This is a genomic window from Sulfurimonas sp. (assembly GCF_027056685.1).
Classification (GTDB): domain Bacteria; phylum Campylobacterota; class Campylobacteria; order Campylobacterales; family Sulfurimonadaceae; genus Sulfurimonas.
On record NZ_JALUKE010000204.1, the window covers coordinates 6,906 to 7,630 of the forward strand.

The following is a 725-nucleotide window of genomic DNA, read 5'->3' on the forward strand; positions in this document are numbered from 1 at the left end:
CTCTTTTCCAAAACTGTACAGAGGAGAGTTTGCATTTTTAAGAAGATTTGCAACTATCATAGGATCATGTGCAATTACTTTTGCAAGTTCGGAAACACCCGCTTCCTCATCAGCATAGACTCTGTTAATGTCTAAAATAGTTTTAGAAAGTGGAGGAAGTGATTTGATACTTTCAACGATTGAACTCTTCATAAAATATACCTTATTATTTTTTTTCTTATTATATCAGTTCTTTGCTGATACTTAGAAATGGCACCTCCTGTAATTAAAATTTCTGTGTAAGATTATATATAGTAAAATGTCGCACTTAGATTAATCGGAGCAATATTGAAAGAGATTATTAAACGGTTTTGGCCATATATAAAAGAGTATAAACTCTACTATATGCTTGTTATTTTTGGTGGTATTCTTATTGTCATCTCAACAGCGGCTACGGCACAAATCATGAAACCAATGATGGACGATATGTTTATTAAAAAACAAGAAGATATGCTTTACATTATCCCTTTTGGGCTTATTGCCATCTACCTCACCAAGGCTCTTGGAAAATATATACAAACTGTATTTATGGAGTATATTGGGCAGAGCATCATAACCCGTTTTCGTGAAATACTTCTACATAAAATGATTTCACTTGATATGGCATTTTTGTATACAAATAGAAGTGGCGAACTTATTTCACGCATTACAAACGATATTGGTCGTATCCAATACTTTGTATCAAA

The 725-nt window shown here is 32.6% G+C and carries 2 protein-coding genes; one reads left to right on the forward strand and one right to left on the reverse strand.

All coding sequences use genetic code 11. From position 1 onward, the window contains the following. The coding region (locus tag MVY38_RS09080) for an HDOD domain-containing protein (protein WP_297485434.1) at nucleotides 1-192 on the reverse strand (192 nt) is incomplete at its 3' end. 135 nt (nucleotides 193-327) lie between these two features. Here MVY38_RS09080 and MVY38_RS09085 point away from each other — a divergent pair. Further along, nucleotides 328-725: ABC transporter transmembrane domain-containing protein (locus tag MVY38_RS09085; protein WP_297485436.1), on the forward strand; the 398-nt coding region annotated here is incomplete at its 3' end.